The 16333-nt window shown below is 71.4% G+C and carries 15 protein-coding genes; 12 read left to right on the forward strand and 3 right to left on the reverse strand.

Annotated features, from left to right (window positions below; genetic code table 11):
* Position 1: 1 nt before the first annotated feature.
* Together ACYUED_RS14870 and ACYUED_RS14875 are read right to left on the reverse strand one after the other, a co-directional pair.
* Entirely contained in the window at positions 2-622 is a 621-nt protein-coding gene (locus tag ACYUED_RS14870) for a histidine phosphatase family protein (protein WP_491292757.1), read from the reverse strand.
* The gene (locus ACYUED_RS14875; protein WP_491292758.1) at positions 619-2058 is read right to left on the reverse strand and encodes an FGGY-family carbohydrate kinase; all 1440 of its coding nucleotides are present in this window, start codon (positions 2056-2058) and stop codon (positions 619-621) included. Before ACYUED_RS14875 ends, ACYUED_RS14870 begins: the two co-directional genes overlap by 4 nt.
* Positions 2059-2232: 174 nt before the next feature.
* On the opposite strand from ACYUED_RS14875, the gene ACYUED_RS14880 reads away from it, so the two are divergent.
* From ACYUED_RS14880 to ACYUED_RS14925, 10 genes are all read left to right on the forward strand, one after another.
* Positions 2233-3654 (forward strand): ABC transporter substrate-binding protein, encoded by a 1422-nt coding sequence (locus tag ACYUED_RS14880; protein WP_491292759.1) that lies wholly within the window; start codon positions 2233-2235, stop codon positions 3652-3654.
* A gap of 6 nt (positions 3655-3660) precedes the next feature.
* The gene (locus tag ACYUED_RS14885) at positions 3661-4542 is read left to right on the forward strand and encodes a carbohydrate ABC transporter permease (RefSeq protein ID WP_491292760.1); all 882 of its coding nucleotides are present in this window, start codon (positions 3661-3663) and stop codon (positions 4540-4542) included.
* Entirely contained in the window at positions 4539-5369 is an 831-nt protein-coding gene (locus tag ACYUED_RS14890) for a carbohydrate ABC transporter permease (RefSeq protein ID WP_491292761.1), read from the forward strand. The genes ACYUED_RS14885 and ACYUED_RS14890 overlap by 4 nt, the downstream gene beginning before the upstream one ends.
* Before the next feature lie 35 nt (positions 5370-5404).
* Positions 5405-6454, forward strand: coding sequence for an ABC transporter ATP-binding protein (locus ACYUED_RS14895; protein WP_491292762.1), 1050 nt, complete (start codon positions 5405-5407; stop codon positions 6452-6454).
* Positions 6451-7314, forward strand: coding sequence for a DeoR/GlpR family DNA-binding transcription regulator (locus tag ACYUED_RS14900; protein WP_491292763.1), 864 nt, complete (start codon positions 6451-6453; stop codon positions 7312-7314). The genes ACYUED_RS14895 and ACYUED_RS14900 overlap by 4 nt, the downstream gene beginning before the upstream one ends.
* Positions 7292-8371, forward strand: coding sequence for an ABC transporter ATP-binding protein (locus ACYUED_RS14905; RefSeq protein ID WP_491292764.1), 1080 nt, complete (start codon positions 7292-7294; stop codon positions 8369-8371). The genes ACYUED_RS14900 and ACYUED_RS14905 overlap by 23 nt, the downstream gene beginning before the upstream one ends.
* Positions 8368-9414 (forward strand): 2-hydroxyacid dehydrogenase, encoded by a 1047-nt coding sequence (locus ACYUED_RS14910; protein ID WP_491292765.1) that lies wholly within the window; start codon positions 8368-8370, stop codon positions 9412-9414. The genes ACYUED_RS14905 and ACYUED_RS14910 overlap by 4 nt, the downstream gene beginning before the upstream one ends.
* A gap of 126 nt (positions 9415-9540) precedes the next feature.
* On the forward strand, positions 9541-10965 hold the full coding sequence (locus ACYUED_RS14915) for an FGGY family carbohydrate kinase (RefSeq protein ID WP_491292766.1): 1425 nt from the start codon (positions 9541-9543) through the stop codon (positions 10963-10965).
* A gap of 161 nt (positions 10966-11126) precedes the next feature.
* Entirely contained in the window at positions 11127-11354 is a 228-nt protein-coding gene (locus tag ACYUED_RS14920) for a hypothetical protein (protein WP_491292767.1), read from the forward strand.
* Between the two features lie 90 nt (positions 11355-11444).
* Positions 11445-11645 carry a hypothetical protein gene (locus ACYUED_RS14925; protein ID WP_491292768.1) on the forward strand — a complete coding sequence of 67 codons (201 nt, stop codon included), beginning with the start codon at positions 11445-11447 and terminating at the stop codon, positions 11643-11645.
* 18 nt (positions 11646-11663) lie between these two features.
* Here the strand turns inward: ACYUED_RS14925 and ACYUED_RS14930 are convergent, their stop codons facing one another.
* Positions 11664-12326, reverse strand: coding sequence for a mycothiol-dependent nitroreductase Rv2466c family protein (locus ACYUED_RS14930; RefSeq protein WP_491292769.1), 663 nt, complete (start codon positions 12324-12326; stop codon positions 11664-11666).
* A gap of 149 nt (positions 12327-12475) precedes the next feature.
* Between ACYUED_RS14930 and pepN the strand changes: the two genes are divergently transcribed.
* Positions 12476-15055 carry an aminopeptidase N gene (gene pepN, locus ACYUED_RS14935; protein ID WP_491292770.1) on the forward strand — a complete coding sequence of 860 codons (2580 nt, stop codon included), beginning with the start codon at positions 12476-12478 and terminating at the stop codon, positions 15053-15055.
* Between the two features lie 187 nt (positions 15056-15242).
* Positions 15243-16289: a hypothetical protein gene (locus ACYUED_RS14940; RefSeq protein WP_491292771.1), complete on the forward strand. Its 1047-nt coding sequence runs from the start codon at positions 15243-15245 to the stop codon at positions 16287-16289.
* Positions 16290-16333 lie beyond the last annotated feature (44 nt).

The following is a 16333-nucleotide window of genomic DNA, read 5'->3' on the forward strand; positions in this document are numbered from 1 at the left end:
CCTACGCCTCGTCAGGCGCGCAGGGCACGTTCAACGAGATCAGCCCAACCGACGTGACATCCATCCGGAGTTCGGTGACCGCGGCGTTCCGCAGCTGCGGGAAGACGCGGCGGTAGTCGGCGAGCGGGACGGACAGCAGACCGCACAGGACCAGCCGCAGCAGGGTGTTGTGGGCGACGACCAGGACACGTCCGCCGTCGTGGGCGGCGGCGATGCGGTGCAGGGCGGCGGCGCCCCGTGCGGCGGCGGCCCTCGGGTCCTCGGCGCCGGGGAACGGGTGGGCCACCGGGTCGGCGCGGAAGGCCTCCGCCGCCTTCGGGTCCTCGCGCGCGAACTCGGCGAGCGTCCTGCCCTCCATCACCCCGAAGTCGCATTCGCGCAGGTCGGGTTCGCGATGCGGGGCGAGGCCGAGGGCGCGGCAGGCGGGGTCGGCGGTGGCGGTCGCCCGGGAGACCGTGGATGTCCAGATCGCGTCGACGGGATGGGCCGCGGCCCAGCGGCCGAGGGCCTTCGCCTGCGCGCGGCCCGTGTCGGTGAGCGCCACGTCGCTCACCCCCGCGTAACGGTTCTCGGCGTGCCAGACGGTCTGCCCGTGCCGGGCCAGCAGAAGGGTCGTACTCATGAGGGCGAAGTATCCACGGTGAGCCTCCTGTGCGCGTGGGCCGCCACCGTCGGCGAAAGCCAGCCCCGTGCCGTCAGTTCGTCGACCAGGCGGGCGTACGGCTGGGCGAACAGGGCCGTGCGGCCGGGGCGGGGTGCGAGGACCGTGTCGATGCGGACCATGCCTTCGGCGACGTCCGTCAGGGGGCCCGATCCCGTGCCGTGGGCGGCCAGTGCGGCCATGCCCAGGGCGGGTTCGGTCTGCTTCGGTACACGGGCCGGGCGGCCGAGGACGTCGGCGCGCAGCTGGTTCCAGTACGGGCTGCGGGCGCCGCCGCCGGTGAAGGTGAGCGGGCCGTCCAGCGGCGCGCCGAGGTGGTCCAGATAGTCCAGGCAGAGCCGTTCCGCGAAGGCGACGCCCTGCAGCAGCGCGGCCCACAGGTCGGCGTCGCCGTCGGGCTCGCCCAGGACCAGGGCGGAGGCGTCCGGCGCGAGGAAGGGGAACCGCTCGCCGGGCGACACGAGGGGGTACGCGACCGCGCCCGAGGGTTCGTGGGCGGCCGCCCGAGCGTCCATCGTGGCCGGGTCGGCGCCCGCGAAGGCGGCGGTCAGCACGCCCGCGCCCACGCTGGACGCCCCGCCGGGCAGCCAACTGCCGTCCGGTGCCCGGTGGTTGTAGACCACGCCGGTGGCGTCGTGCACAGGGGCGGCGGAGGCCCCCTTCAGGACGAGCGTCGTGCCGAGCACCGAGTTCCAGGAGCCGGGGCGCAGCGCCCCGGACGCGATCTGGGCCGCGCAGCCGTCGGTCATGCCGGCGATCACCGGGGTGCCGGCGGGGATGCCGGTGGCCTCGGCGGCGGCCGGGCAGACCGCGCCGAGGGGGGTGCCGGGGCGGACGACGTCGGGCAGGGAGGGTGCGTGGGGGACGGCCGGCCAGGCGTCGCGTTCCACGTCGTAGGCCGTCTTGAGGGCGTGGCTGGAATCGGTGGGGACGGGGTGGCCGACGAGGCGGGCGGTGACGATGTCGGGCTGGTGGGCGATGTGCCCGTGCCCGTGGGTGCGCAACAGCCACAGGGCCTTCGGCAGCCCCCAGGTGTTCTGCACCGTGAGCCCCGCCCCGCGCAGCCGCTCCCCCTCGGCCCACGCCCGCCCGTCGTCGTACATCAGCGCGGGGCTCACGGGCCACCCCGCCGCATCCGTCAGCAGCACGGTCCCGGACGTCCCGCACACCGCGAGCCCGCCGACCCGGGCGGGCCGGTCCTTGAGCGCGGCGCGGGCCGCCGCGCACACCGCCGTCCACCACTGCCCCGGGTCCTGTTCGTGCCGTACCCCGTCGCGACGCCCCTCCAACGGGGCCGAACCGGCGCCGAGGACCGCGCCGTCGGCGGTGACGAGCAGCACGCGGACGCTCTGTGTGCCCAGGTCGATCCCCAGCCACGCGTCACGCTCGTGTCCCATCCGGACCTCCCATGGATCGCGACCCGGCATGTGAACTTCTCACTCTGCACCGATATTTTCGCGTGCGCGAGGGATTGACGGTCATCTTCCGCCGTTACACCCTCTGTTAGCGAGTCGACTCGACGTGTTAACCCCGCACAGCGCACCGGGCCCAACCCCACGTGGAGGTCATGGATGGACACGCACGCGCACGACCGCCGACGCTTCCTCGCCCTCACCGCGGGCGCCGCCGCGACCCCGTTACTCGCGGCCTGCGGGGCGGGCTTCGGCGGGGACGACAACAAGAGCGACGGCTCGGCCGCCGACGACGTCACCGGCTCCTTCGGCTGGAAACGGGAGAAGGGCACGACGGTCAAGGCGCTGCTCAACAAGCATCCGTACACGGACGCCCTGATCGCCGACCTGAAGTCCTTCACCGAGAAGACCGGAATCAAGGTCGAGTACGACGTCTTCCCCGAGGACAACTACTTCGACAAGCTCACCGTCGACCTGTCCAGCGGTCGCGCCTCGTATGACGTGTTCATGCTGGGGGCGTACATGGTCTGGCAGTACGGGCCGCCGGGCTGGCTGGAGGACCTCGGGCCCTGGATGCGCAACTCCGCGGCCACCGGCGCCGAATGGGACCAGGCCGACTTCTTCCCCAGCCTCCTCCAGGCCGACCAGTGGTCGCTCAGGGCGGGCGCCCCGCTCGGCCAGGGCGGGCAGTACGCGCTGCCGTGGGGCTGGGAGACGAACGTCGTCGCCTACAACACCGAGGTCTTCAACAAGCTCGGCCTCAAACCGGCCGAGAGCTTCGGCGAACTGCGCGAACTCGCCGGGGCCATCAAGAAGAAGGCCCCCGGGGCCGGTTACGACGGCATGTACGGGATCGCGGTGCGCGGGTCGAGGAGCTGGGCGACCATCCACCCCGGCTTCATGACCATGTACGCCCGCAACGGCCTGCACGACTTCACCGTGAACGGCGGCGAGCTGAGGCCCGCCATGAACACCCCGGAGGCGATCGCCTTCACCCAGGACTGGGCCGGCATGGTCAAGCAGGGCGGGCCGCCGTCGTGGACCTCGTACACCTGGTACCAGTGCTCCAGCGACCTCGGCGCGAAGAAGGCGGGCATGCTCTTCGACGCCGACACAGCCGCCTACTTCCAGGCGGTGAAGGGGGCCTCCCCCGCCTCCGGGAAGATCGCCTTCCACCCGGGACCGAAGGGACCGGACGGCTCCCTCGCCACCAACATGTGGATCTGGTCGCTCGGCATGAACGCCAAGTCCAGGAAGAAGAGCGCCAGTTGGCTGTTCCTGCAGTGGGCGACCGGCAAGGAGCACCTGCGCAAGGCCGCCATCACCGGCAACCACATCGACCCGGTACGCAAGTCGGTCAGCCAGGACGCGGCCTACAAGGACAAGATGAAGCACCTGCCGGGCTTCATCGAGACCTTCGAGACGGTCGTCGACCAGACGAGGATCCAGTTCACCCCGCAGGCGCAGTTCTTCGACGCGACCACCAGTTGGGCCGCCGCCCTCCAGGAGATCTACGGCGGCAAGAACGCGAAGTCGGTGCTGAACGGCCTCGCGGGCGACCTCGCCTCCAAGGTGGGCTGAGCGGCGATGGGCTGGCGGCCGACCCTGCGCCCGTACTTGCTCATCGTCCCGGCGCTGCTGCTGACCTGCGGGATCCTCTACCCGTTCGGACTCGGGCTCTACTACACGCTGTTCGACTTCTCGGCGAGCAAACCGCGGCCGGACATGGTGCGGTTCGAGAACTACGAGACGGTCTTCACGCAGGACGCCTTCTGGAACTCCGCGTGGGTGACCGTGCTGTACGCCGTCGGAGCCGCCGCGGTCGAGACCGTGCTCGGGGTCGCCGTCGCCCTGCTGCTGCACCGCTCGTCGATCGTCGGCCGGGTGCTGGAGAAGATCCTCATCCTGCCGCTGATGATCGCCCCGGTGATCGCCGCGATCATCTGGAAGCTGATGCTCCAGCCGTCGGTGGGGGTGGTGAACCACCTGCTGAAACCCTTCGGGCTGGGGGGAGTCCAGTGGACGGACACCCCGGCCGGCGCGCTGCTGTCGTCGATCGCCGTGGACGTCTGGGTCTACACCCCGTTCGTGGCGATCCTCGCCCTGGCCGGTCTGCGGTCGCTGCCCACTTCCCCCTTCGAGGCGGCGGCCGTGGACGGCGCGGGCTGGTGGTACACGTTCCGGCGGCTGACCCTGCCGATGCTGTGGCCGTACGTCCTGGTCGCGGTGATCTTCCGGTTCATGGACTCGCTGAAGGTCTTCGACATCATCTACGCCCTGACGGAGGGCGGCCCGGGCGACTCGACCGTCGTCCTGCAGATCCGTGCCTACCTGGAGGCGATCCGCTTCCAGCGCTACAGCTTCGGGATCAGCTACACGATCGTGCTGTGGGCCGTGGTGTACCTGGCCGCGATGGTGCTCGTACGCCATCTCGGCACGATCCAGCGGAAGGCGGCCGAGGCGAAATGAGCGTCAGGAAACGCCTGTTGGGCTGGCTGGCCGATGGCGCGCTCATCCTCTACTTCGTCTTCGCCCTGTTCCCGATCGCCTGGATGGTGATCCTGTCCCTGAAGCCCGCGAACCAGCTGTTCAGTACCTACTTCTCCTTCACGCCGACCCTCGGCTCGTACCGGACCGTCCTCGGCGACAGCGAGGGCATCCCGTTCGTGCGGTTCTTCGTCAACAGCCTGGTGGTGTCGGTGGGGGCGGTCGCGCTGTCGCTGGTGGTCGGGCTGCCCGCGGCGTACGCGTCGGCCCGCTGGCGGTTCAAGGGCTCGGAGAACCTGATGTTCACGCTGCTGTCGTTCCGGTTCGCGCCCGAACTCACCGTGATCATCCCGCTGTTCGTGCTCTACCAGAAGCTCGGCCTCTTCGACACGTACGTCGGCATGATCTGGGTCCTGCAGCTCGTCACTCTCCCGCTGATCGTGTGGATCATGCGGTCCTACTTCGCCGATCTGACACCGGAGCTGGAACAGGCGGCCCTGCTGGACGGGTACTCGCGCAAGCAGGCGTTCTTCAAGGTCGCCCTGCCGCTGGTCAAGCCGGGCATCGCGGCGGTGTCGCTGCTGGCCTTCATCTTCGCCTGGAACAACTTCGTCTTCCCGCTGATCCTCACCTCCAGCGAGGCCCAGACGGTGACCGTGGGCGCCCTGTCCTTCCTCGGCGGTGACCGCCCCAAGTACAACCTCACGGCCGCGGCGGCGCTGGTGTCGGTCGTACCGCCCCTGCTGCTGGCCCTCACCATCCAGCGGTATCTGGTGCGGGGGCTGTCGTTCGGGGCGGTGAAGTCTTGATCGGGCTGCGGGGGATCAGAAAGGCGTACGGCAGGGTGACCGCCCTCGACGGGCTCGAACTGGACGTGCGCGAGGGCGAGTTCTTCTGCCTGCTCGGCCCGTCCGGGGCCGGCAAGACGACCACGCTCAAGACCGTCGCCGGGCTGGAACAGCCCGACTCCGGGACGGTCCTGCTCGACGGCAGGGACATGGCGGCCGTCGAGCCGTACGACCGGGGTGTGGCGATGTGCTTCGAGAGCTACGCCCTCTACCCGCACCGCTCGGCCTACGACAACCTGGCCTCCCCGCTCCGCTCGCCCCGCCACCGCCTGCCGGCCGCCGAGGCCCGCGACCGGATCGGCGCCATCGCCGAACTGCTCGGCATCAGTGCCCTGCTGGACCGCCGGGTCGGACAGCTCTCCAACGGCCAGCGGCAGCGCGTCGCCCTCGGCCGGGTCCTGGTCCGCCCCGCCCGCGCCTTCCTCCTCGACGAGCCCCTCTCCCACCTCGACGCCAAACTCCGCCAGCAGATGCGGGCCGAGCTGAAGGCGATCGGAGCGGTACAGAACACCACCACCCTCTACGTCACCCACGACTCCCTGGAAGCGCTGGCGCTGGGCGACCGGATCGGGGTGATCCGGGACGGGCGGATCGTGCAGACGGGGACACGGGAGGAGATCTGGTACCGGCCGTGCGACACGGAGGTGGCGCGGGCCTTCGGGCGGCCCCGGATCAATCTGCTGCCGGGGACGGTGACCGAGGACGGCGGCTTCCGGTCGACGGACGGGAAGGTGGAGCTGCCGCTCCGGGCGAAGGCGCAGGCCGGCTCGGACGTACTGGTCGGCGTGCGGCCCCGGGACATCGCGCTGAAGGGCGTCGCCGGCCACGAGCTCACCGGCACCGTCTACGTCACCGAGGTGCTCGGCCGTTCCGTGGAGGTGACGGTCCGGCTCGGCGGGCAGCACGCGTCGCTGGTCGCCCCGCGCGGCGACACGGCCGGGCTGCGTCCCGACGATCCCGTACGGCTGACCGTCCGGCCTGAGAACCTGCTGCTGTTCGAGGCCGACCGGCCCGGGCGCCCAGGACGACTGATCGGGACACGATGAGCAGCACCCACAGCGCGCATCAGCAGGGGCCCGCGGCCCGCCAGGCCGCCATGGCCGAGCAGGTCCTGGCCGACGGCTCGGCGACCGCGGCCGAGCTCGCCGAACGCTTCGGGGTGAGCCTGATGACCATCCACCGGGACCTCGACGAGCTCGAACGGCAGGGCATCGTCAGGAAGTTCAGAGGTGGGGTGACCGCCCAGCCGTCCGGGGTCTTCGAGTCGAACGTGCAGTACCGGCTGAAGACCATGCGCGCCGAGAAGGCCGCCGTCGCCGAGCACGCGCTGAAGTCGATAGAGCCCGGCATGGCGATCATGCTGGACGACTCCACCTCCACGCTGGAGATAGCCCGCAGGCTCCGCCTCGGCGACATCACCCCGCTCACGGTCGTCACCAACTTCCTTGAGGCCATCAACCTCCTCTCCGACCAGCGGGGCATCCATCTGATGGCCCTGGGCGGGGAGTACGACCCGCTGCACTCCTCCTTCCTCGGCGTCTCCTGCGTCGAGGCCGTCCAGTCGCTGCGCGTGGACGTCTGCTTCGCCTCCACGTCGGCCGTGCACGGGGGCTACGCCTACCACCAGGAGCAGCACATCGTGTCCGTGAAGCGGGCGATGCTCGACTCGGCCGCCCGCAACGTCCTGCTGATCGACCACACCAAGCTCGCCCGGGTCGCCCTGCACCGGGTCGTCCCGCTGTCCCGCTTCGACCTGCTCCTCGTGGACGACGGGGCGTCGGCCCAGGCACTGCGGGACCTGGACGAGCACAAGGTCCGTTACGAGGTGTGCGCCACGACTGCCACCACAGCCACGACAGCCACGACAGCCACGAGGGGCGGCGATGACCGAGCTGGAGCTACGTGATCTGCGCAAGACGTACCGGTCCCGGGGCCGGCCGTCGGTGGACGCGGTACGCGGCATCGACCTCGCGCTGCACTCCGGGGAGCTGCTCGGGCTGCTGGGCCCCTCGGGCTGCGGCAAGTCCACGACCCTGCGGATGATCGCCGGCCTGGAGACCGTGACCGGCGGGGACATCCTGGTGGCCGGCAGGTCCGTGACCGACCGTCCCGCGCAGTCCCGCAACATGGGGGTCGCCTTCGAGAACTACGCGCTGTATCCCCCGCTGACGGTGGCGGAGAACCTGGCCTTCGGGCTGAAGGCGCGCAGGGGAAGCGATCGGAAGGACGTGGCGCGCAAGGTCGCCGAGATCGCCGACCGCGTCGACCTCACCGGCATCCTCGACGCCCGCCCGGCGGGCCTGTCCAGCGGCCAGAAGCAACGGGTCTCCCTGGCCCGCGCGCTCGTCCGCGAACCGGACGTCCTGCTCCTCGACGAACCCCTCTCCCACCTGGACGCCGCCCAGCGCGACACCACGCGCCGCGAACTCAAGCGCATCCAGCGGGACTTGGGCCATACGACGATCCTGGTCACGCACGACCAGGAGGAGGCCCTCTCCCTCGCCGACCGGATCGCGGTGATGAAGGACGGCGTCATCCAGCAGCTCGGGACGCCCTTCGAGATCTACGACAGCCCCGCCAACGTGTTCGTCGCGGACTTCGTCGGCGAACCCGCGATCAACCTCCTCCCCGGCATCGCGGATCGGGACGGCCACGCCCGGCTGTCGGCCGCGGTCCGGATCGCGCTGCCCGACCCGGTGCCGGCGGGCCGCGAGGTCGTCGTCGGTATCCGCCCCGAGGACCTGCACCTCACCGGCGACGAGGGCCTGCCCGCCCGGGTCGTCGCCCACGAACCCCTCCTGGAGGCGGGCATCGCCACCCTCGCCCTCGACGGCGTCGAGCACTCCCTCGTCGTCCTCACCGACCCCGAGGTGCGCCTCGCGCACGACGAGCCCGTACGGGTCACCGCCGACGCGCGCCTCACCCATGTCTTCGACGCCGAGACGGGAGACTCGCTGCGATGAGCGGTCAGACGAGCGAACCGGTGAGCCGGCCCGTGCGGGTCGTCGCCGCCGGTGACCACTTCATCCTGCCGTCGCTGATCACGGCGGCGATCGGCCGTGAACTCGCCTGCGACGTCCGCGAACTGACCCTCGGCTGGCCGCTGGAACCCTTCGGCCCGGTCGCCGAGGTGGTGGAGGCGAGCGACGCCGAGGACGAGCTGATCGAGGCGCTGGCCGGCGCCCAGGTGCTGGTCACCCAGATGGGCCCGGTGACGGAACGCGTCCTGGAGGCCTGCCCGGTTCTGCGCCTGGTCGTCGTGTGCCGGGGCGGCCCGGTCAACGTCAACCTGGACGCGGCCGAGCGGCACGACGTCCGGGTCTGCTTCGCCCCGGGCCGCAACGCCGCCGCCACCGCCGAGTTCACGGTGGGCCTGATGCTCGCGGCCCTGCGCCGCATCCCGCAGGCACACCATCTCCTTGCGGGAGAGGGCAGTTGGCAGGGGGCGACGTACTACACGTACGAGCACAGCGGTCTTGAGCTGGAGGATCTGCCGGTCGGGCTCATCGGCTACGGCGCCGTCGGCAGCCGGGTGGCCCGCGCGCTGTGTGCCTTCGGCGCGCAGGTGATGGTGTACGACCCCTATGTGCGGGGCGAGATCCACGGTCTGCGGGTCGCCTCGCTGGACGAACTCCTGCGCGGCTCCCGGGTGATCACGCTGCATGCCCGGCTCACGCCGCAGACGCGCGGTCTGATCGGCGCCCGCGAACTGGCGCTGCTGCCGCAGGGCGCGGTGGTCGTGAACGCGGCACGCGGCCCGCTGCTCGACGAGGACGCGCTGTGCGACGCCCTGGAGAGCGGGCAGGTGTCGGCCGCCGCCCTCGACACCTACGTACAGGAGCCGTTGCCGGCGGACTCACGGCTGCGCGCGCTCGCCGAACGCGTCGTACTGACCCCGCATCTGGGCGGCGCCTCGCGCGCGGTGGCGGAGAAGGCCGCGGGGATCGCCGCGGCGGAAGTGGGGCGCTGGGTGCGCGGGGAGGCGCTGGCGCACGCTCTGACCTGAGTGCCGGGAACTGACGTCGTTCGCACGCGGCGCCGTCGTGGCCGGTCGCGGCCGCGCGGCGGAGCCGCACATCGATACGGCCCGCGTCCCTTGGGGTCGCTGCCGAACCGCAGAGGAGAGCGCGTTATGTACGTCGGGATCGACGTGGGTACGTCCATGGTGAAGGCCGCCGCGTTCGACGCCGAGGGACGTGAACTGGCCGTCGAGGCACGCCCGGTGGGGCTCGCGCTGCACGGGGGCGTCGTGGAGCAGGACATGGAGGAGGTGTACGCGGCTGTCGTCGGCGTGCTGCGGGAGTTGACGGCGCGGGTGCCCGAGCCCGTCGAGCTGGCCGGGCTGACCGGGCAGGGCGACGGGGTGTGGCTGGTCGACAAGGAGGGGCGCCCGGTCCGCCCCGCGGCCTCGTGGATGGACGGCCGCGCCCATGAACTGCTCGACCAGTGGCTGGCGGACGGCACCTTCGAGGCGGTGTTCCGGCGGACCGGGAGCGCCATGTTCCCTGGCTGCCCGGGCCCGCTGCTGGCCTGGTTCGACCGCTACGAACCGCACTCCCTCGATGCTGCGGCCACCGCCCTGTACTGCAAGGACATGGTCTTCCGGCGGCTGACCGGCGCCCCGGCGACGACGGACGTGTCGGACGCGTCGATGCCGTTCCTCGACCCGCGCACGAGGACGTACGACAACCGGGCGGTCGAGCTGCTCGGCCTCACCCACCGCCGCGGACTGCTCGCGCCCATCGGCGACCCGATCACGACGGCCGAGGCGCTCGGCGAGGGCCTGCCGTCGGGCACGCGGCTCGCGAACGGCCCGTACGACCTGCCGTCCTGCGCTCTCGGCGCGGGCGTGACGACGCCGGGGGACGGTCTGCTGATCGTCGGCACCTGCCTGGCCAGCCTGGTCGCGACGACCGATCTCGACCTGACCGGGGAGCCGGCCGGCCTGTACATCTCCACCGACCGCCCCGGCCACCGGCTGCGCGCCATGCCCGCGATGGTCGGCACGGCGGCCCTCGACTGGGTGCTGTCGACCACCGGCGTCCACCACGAGGAGGTCGACGCACTGCTCGCCGGGACCCCGCCCGGTGCGAACGGTGTGCGCGTCCTGCCGTACTTCGCCCCGTCGGGTGAGCGCGCCCCCTTCGTGGAGCCGCACCTGCGTGCCGAACTCACCGGTATCTCCCTGGAGTCGACGAAGGGCGACCTGATCCGCGCCACCTGCGAGGGCATCGGCTACGCGGCCCGGCACTGCCTTCAGGCCGCCGGCCTCACGGGCTCGCTCGCGGTCTGCGGCGGCGGCACCCGCAGCGCCGCGTGGATGCGGCTGCTCGCCGACGTCCTCGGCCGCCCGCTGAGGATCGTCGAGGGTGAAGTGGGCGCGCGCGGTGCGGTGCTGGCGGCGGCGCAGCGGTACGGGATCGCCCTGGACGCGTTCGCCTGGACCGAGCCGACGGCGGTGGTGGCCCCGGACGCGGGACGGGCGGCGTACTACGCGGAGGCCTACGAGGACCATCTGGCCCGGCTCACGGCGGCCCGGGTCCGGGCGCGCGCGTGAACGACGGGGGCGACTTCGGGGGCGACTTCGGGGCGATTCCGCAGGCGCCTTCGCCGAGTACGCGCTGTACTACCCCTGAGGGTCGACGCGGGTGTGGCCGCCCGCGGCGGAGCCGCTGTCCGATACCGCCGGAACCTGGCGGTGATCGCGAGGAGGGGTCGATGACCGAGATCGAACGGGAGTGCCCGACGTGCCGGAGCAGGCAGAGGTTCCGCCTGCTCACCAACGCGGAGAAGGAGGCCGTCCGCGAGAAGAAGGGCCCCCGCTTCTTCGTGGGCAACCTGTGGCGCTGCACGGCCAAGGGGTGCCTCTGGTACCAGCCGCACCTGAACCGGGGCAAGGGCGAGCGCCTTCCCGAGGAGTTCGGGGAGGCGGCCAAGGGGACGTGACGACGGGCGGACCGTGACGGCGGAAAGGCTCCGCGAGAACGTGTCTCGCGGAGCCTTCCGGTAGCCGGGCCTCCGGTGGACCGTGACGTCATGGCGAATCCACGGAAGCTGTACTGCGAGACCTGCCGTCACGACGAGAAGCACAGTCCGCTGACGAGAGATCAGCAGGACAAGCTCCGCGGCGCCACCGGGCGCAGGTACGTGGGCGACGTCTTCGTCTGCGACTGCGGGACCTTGCGAACCGGCCTGAACTCGTCCCCCTTCGACCGGCCCCGGCGGCTGCCCGACTGAGCCGCCCGGCTCACGGGGTCACAGGTTGCTGAAGTCCGGTCCCGCCGTCCGTGTCCGCTTGATCTCGTAGAAGCCGGGGACCGAGGCGACGGCGAGGGTGCCGTCCCAGAGCCTGGCGGCTTCCTCGCCCTTGGGGGCCGGGGTGACGACCGGGCCGAAGAAGGCGATCTGCTCGCCGGCCGGGCCGGGGACGGCGATGACCGGGGTGCCGACCTCCTGGCCGACCTTCTCGATGCCCTCCTTGTGGGAGGCGCGCAGCTCGGCGTCGAACTCGAAGTCCTCCTGGTCGGCGTAGTCGATCAGGTCGGCGGGCAGGCCGACGTCGGCCAGGGCGCCCACGATCGCCTCGACGGTCGGGCCCTCGCCCTGGTTGTGGATGCGGGTGCCGAGCGCCGTGTAGAGGGGGCCGACGACGTCCGCGCCGTGCTTCTGCCAGGCCGCGGTCACCACGCGCACCGGCTTCCACGCCTTGGTCGCGAGCATCTCCCGGTACTGCTCGGGCAGCTCGTCGATCCGGTCCTCGTTCAGCACGGCCAGGCTCATGATGTGCCAGCGGACCTCTATGTCCCGGACCTTCTCCACTTCCAGCACCCATCGGGAGGTCATCCAGGCCCAGGGGCACAGCGGGTCGAACCAGAAGTCGACGGGGGTCTTGGCGGACGACGTCGCGGTCTCGGACATGGCTCTCCTAGGAATACGGCCGTTTCCCAGGCCAACACCGCGGATCACCGACCCCATTCCCGGTGTCCGGCGTCAGGTGCACATGGCAGGATCGGTCCTGTTCCGCCGCACCCCACCCATGCCCGACATGTCCAGAGGGAGTACCGCCCGTGCCCGGTGAGAATCTGACCCGCGACGAGGCCCGGGAGCGGGCCGCCCTGCTGTCCGTCGACGGTTACGACGTGTCCCTCGACCTGCGTACGGCGGTGGGGGACGTGGCCGAGGAGGGGCGGCGCACCTTCCGCTCGGTGACCACGATCCGCTTCCGCAGCAACGAGCCGGGCGCCACCACCTTCGCCGATCTGATCGCGCCGAGTGTGACGGCCGTCTCACTCAACGGCCGGGACCTCGACCCGGGCGCGGTCTTCGACGGTTCGCGGATCCTGCTGGAGGACCTCGCCGCGGAGAACGAGCTGGTCGTGGACGCCCAGTGCGCCTACTCCCGCACCGGTGAGGGCATGCACCGCTTCGTCGACCCGGAGGACGGCGAGGTGTATCTGTACACCCAGTACGAGCCGGCCGACTCCCGCCGGGTCTTCGCGAACTTCGAGCAGCCGGACCTCAAGGCCCCGTTCCGCTTCGAGGTGCGGGCGCCGGAGGGCTGGACGGTCTGGAGCAACGGCGTCGGTGAACTGGCGGACGGCGTCTGGAGGTTCGCGGAGACCAAGCCGATCTCGACGTACATCACGTGTGTGACGGCCGGTCCGTACCACTACGTGACCGACTCCTACGAGCGGACCTTCGAGGACGGCTCGCGGCTGGAGATCCCCCTCGGCGCCCTGTGCCGCAAGGGCCTGGCCCCCTACTTCGACTCGGACGACGTCTTCCTCGTCACCAGGCAGGGCCTGGACTTCTTCCACGACCACTTCGACTACCCGTACCCCTTCGGGAAGTACGACCAGGCGTTCGTCCCCGAGTACAACCTCGGCGCGATGGAGAACCCCGGACTGGTCACCTTCCGCGAGGAGTTCATCTTCCGGGGCAAGGTCACACGGGCCTCGTACGAGAGCCGGGCCAACGTCATCCTGCACGAGATGGCGCACATGTGGTTCGGCGACCTGGTCACCATGGAGTGGTGGGACGACCTGTGGCTCAAGGAGTCCTTCGCGGACTTCATGGGCGCGTTCGCGCTGGTCGGCGCCACCCGCTTCACCGACGGCTGGATCACCTTCGCCAACCGCCGCAAGGCCTGGGCGTACCGCGCGGACCAGCTCCCCTCCACCCACCCGATCACCGCCGACATCCGCGACCTCCAGGACGCGAAGCTCAACTTCGACGGCATCACCTACGCCAAGGGCGCCTCCGTACTGAAGCAGTTGGTGGCGTACGTCGGCCAGGACGCGTTCCTGGAGGGCGCACGGCGTTACTTCAAGCGGCACGCGTACGGCAACACCCGCCTCGGCGACCTGCTGTCGGCCCTGGAGGAGACCAGCGGCCGGGACATGGCGACGTGGGCGGGCAGCTGGCTGCAGACGGCGGGCGTCAACTCCCTCACCCCGCAGGTGCTGTTGGACGCGGAGGGCCGCGTCGACGAGCTGGCGGTGCTGCAGGAAGCGGCCGAGTCGCACCCCGAACTGCGGCCGCACCGCGTGGCGGTGGGCCTGTACCGGCGCACGGCCGAGGGCGGCCTGGAGCGGTACGCGCGCGCGGAGGCGGACGTCGACGGCCCGCGTACGCTCGTGGCGGAGCTGGCCGGCGCTCCGGCGCCCGAGCTGGTGCTGGTCAACGACGACGACCTCACGTACTGCAAGATCCGCTTCGACGACAGCTCGCTGGCCGCCCTGCGCGAGCACCTCGGTGCGATGACCGACCCGCTGGCCCGCGCCCTGTGCTGGTCGGCGCTGTGGAACCTGACCCGGGACGCGCTGCTGCCCGCGGCCGACTTCATCGACCTGGTGACGCGTTTCGCGCACCGCGAGTCCGACATCGGCGTCCTGCAGATGCTGCACGCCTGGGCGAACTCGGCGCTGGTCAACTACGCGGCGCCCGCCTGGCGGCCGACGGGCGAGCGGCTGCTGGCGCAGACCGCGCTGCGGGATCTGCGGGCGGCCGAGCCGGGTAGCGAGCATCAGCTGGCGTGGGCCCGTTTCCTCGCCTCGGTGGCGTCGGCGCCGGCCGATCTGGCGCTGCTGCGCGGCCTGCTGGACGGCACCGAGAAGGTCGACGGACTGGAGGTCGACCAGGAGCTGCGCTGGGCGTTCCTGGAACCCCTCGCCGCGCACGGAGTCGCGGACGAGACGGCGCTGGCGGCCGAACTGGCCCGCGACGACACGGCGTCCGGCAAGCGCCACCAGGTCCGCTGCCTGGCCGCCCGCCCCTCGGAGGCGGTGAAGGCGCAGGCCTGGGCGCAGGTGGTGGAGTCGGACGCGCTGTCCAACGCCCTGGTGGAGGCCACGATCGCGGGCTTCGCGCAGCCCTCGCAGCGGGAGCTGACCGCGCCGTACGTCTCGAAGTACTTCGCGGTGATCGAGCGGGTCTGGCAGGAGCGGTCGATCCAGATCGGGATGGACGTGGTCCGGGGCCTGTTCCCGGCCCATCCGGCCGAGCGGGACGCGCAGCCGACGCTGGACGCGGCGGACGCCTGGCTCGCGGCCCACGAGGACGCGGCGCCGGCGCTGCGGAGGCTGGTGCTGGAGTCGCGTGACGACCTGGCGCGGGCGCTGCGGGCCCAGGCTTTGGCCAACGATTGATCCGCCCGTGACCGTTACGGAATCCGGTCAATAACACCCGTAACCCCTGGTCCAACCCGAACGGACCAGGGGTTTTCCGCGCCCTATCGGCATCCGAACACCCGTCCTTTAGGGTCCCCTTGTCCGCATTTGTCGACGAGCGTGTAACAGCGGTTAAAGAGCGGACCGGGTGCGGAAGACCCCCGGCATGAACCACAACACGCCGCTCCCCCCGGCCTCCCCCCGCCCCCTCCGTCACCTCGCCGAGGTGCACCGCCGCGTCCTGACGACGGCTCAGCTCCGCGCGCACGGCGTCACGTCCGCGGAGATGACCGAGCAGTGCCGTGCCGGCGGCCCCTGGCAGCAGATCCTTCCGGGCGTCTTCCTCCTCCACCCGGGCCCGCCGACCAGCGAGGAGCGGCTGCACGCGGTGCTCATGTACGCGGCGCGCGAGTCGACTGCCGGGGTGCCGGCACAACCGGGTGCGGAAGACCCCCACCACCCGGTCTACCCGGAGGCGATGATCACGGGGCTGGCGGCCCTGAACCTGCACGGCTTCACGTCGGCGCCCCCGCTGCTGTCGCTGGAGAAGGTCGACGTCCTGGTCCCCCGGCTGCGGCGGCTGCGCTCGACGGGCTGCGCACGGATCGTCCGCACGCCGGCCCTGCCGACTCCCCAGCAGGTGACGGGAGTTCCGATCGCCCCGGTGCCGCGGGCCCTGGCCGACGCGGTGTCCGAACTGGCGGACGCGGGCGCGGTGCGCCGGCTGCTGACGGAGGCGGTGCGCGGCGGCCACTGCGAACCGGCGTCGGTGGTACGGGCGTTGAACCAGGCGAAATTGCTCAGCCGGCCGCACGTGGTGGACGCGGTGGACTCGCTGCTGGCCGAGGGCCGCGCGATCGCCGAGGACCGCCTGTACCGGATGGTCCACGACCACGGCCTGCCCGACCCGGTCTGGAACGTCGACCTCCGCCTCCCGGGCGGCCCCCACCTCGGCGGCCTGGACGCGTACTGGCCCGAGCAGGCGGTGGCGGTGGAGCTGGACACACGGGCTCCCCGCCAGGACGAGGACGCGATGTGGTCGGAGTACGCCCGCAAGCGGGAGACCTTGGAGCGGCTGGGCATCACGGTCGTGTACGTCACCCCGAGGAAGCTCCGCGACTCGATGGAGCAGCAGGCCACGGTCATCCGTACGGCGCTCATGGCGTCCGGCGACCGGGATCCGGCCGCGTACGTCGTCGTGCTGCCCCGGTAGTGACGGACCGGGACCGGCATCGGGAAACCGGTATCGGGAGGACC

This window comes from Streptomyces sp. DF42 (assembly GCF_058267695.1).